This is a genomic window from Nonomuraea antimicrobica, from assembly GCF_039536965.1.
Classification (GTDB): domain Bacteria; phylum Actinomycetota; class Actinomycetes; order Streptosporangiales; family Streptosporangiaceae; genus Nonomuraea; species Nonomuraea antimicrobica.
Genome location: NZ_BAAAZP010000255.1, coordinates 1 through 551, shown reverse-complemented (window position 1 = coordinate 551; position 551 = coordinate 1). Strand labels below are relative to the sequence as shown.

Here is a 551-nt window from a genome sequence, read left to right as displayed (position 1 = left end):
AGAACAAGCCGTGAACTGGATAGAACATGTGGCGATACTGTAGAGGCGACGTCTGACCTTCGCTGCCGACATGGCCGACCGCCGGGAGACCACGTGACCTCCAACCCCTACGGACTCTCCGATGCTCTGCGCGTACGCTTTGCCGCGTCGCCCCTGCGAATCGGCGCTGGCGACTCCACGGCAGCGGAGTTCCAGGCCGGCCACGTCGTCCGCCTCCTCACCCCTCTCCTGCCGAGTAGAGCGGCCATCGAGGTCGTCTTCCTTCCCCTCAGCGGCGGTCCACAGGACGACAACGCCCCGGGCGGCCTCGACGACGAGAACGCCTTCTCCAGTGCCGTCGATCGGGCTCTCGTGGCCAAGGAGATCGACATGGGCGTTCACGGTCTGACGGCCGTGCCTGATGACGTACCGCTCTCGGAAGGGACCGTGCTCGGCGCGTACCTGCTGTGGGAGGGCATATCGCGGCCAGAGCTTCCCGCCAGCGTCGTCGGCATCCAGGCGCGCATCGGCGATGCCCCGGTCATGCAGCTTCTCCGTCATCTCAACCGCCA

Annotated in this window: 1 protein-coding gene; it reads left to right on the top strand. The window is 66.4% G+C overall.

The annotated features are described in order from the left end of the window. Positions 1-93 precede the first annotated feature (93 nt). Positions 94-551: hypothetical protein (locus tag ABD844_RS52255; RefSeq protein ID WP_344897581.1), on the top strand; the 458-nt coding region annotated here is incomplete at its 3' end.